The following is a 475-nucleotide window of genomic DNA, read 5'->3' as shown; positions in this document are numbered from 1 at the left end:
GGCTACACCGCGCAGGCGGCGGCCGACGGCGCCACACTGCTGGGCGGCGCCACGCACGGTACGCAGGCGCCCAACGACAAGGAGCAGATCGTACCGATGTTGGCGCGCATAAAGGCGCAGTCCGAGGTGCTGGGAATGCCGCACGACCTGCTCGCCGACACCGGATACTTCAGTGGAAAAAATGTACACGAGTGCGAAGACGCGCAGGTGACGCCGTCCATAGCCATGGCGCGCGACCAGCACCATCCAGACTGGCGCGATCGCCACACCGAACCGGCACCACTGGCCGCACCAGCTACCGCGGTGCAAGAAATGGCGCATCGCTTGAAAACGAAAGCGGGACGCGCGCTGTACGGGCTACGCAAGCAAACCATCGAGCCCGTCTTCGGCATCATCAAATCGGTGATGGGCTTCCGCCAGTTCTCGCTGCGCGGTCTGGACAAAGTGAACGGCGAATGGAGCTTGGTCTGTTTGG

General features: G+C 63.6%; 1 protein-coding gene. It reads left to right on the top strand.

What is annotated here, in order from left to right; translation table 11 throughout:
* The coding region (locus D0817_RS24845) for a transposase (protein WP_153188220.1) at positions 1 to 475 on the top strand (475 nt) is incomplete at both ends.

The organism is Flavobacterium cupreum (assembly GCF_003996965.1).
In the GTDB taxonomy this organism is placed as follows: domain Bacteria; phylum Bacteroidota; class Bacteroidia; order Flavobacteriales; family Flavobacteriaceae; genus Flavobacterium; species Flavobacterium cupreum.
The sequence above is the reverse complement of the archived record's forward strand: the minus strand, read 5'-3'. Positions and strand labels throughout refer to the sequence as shown.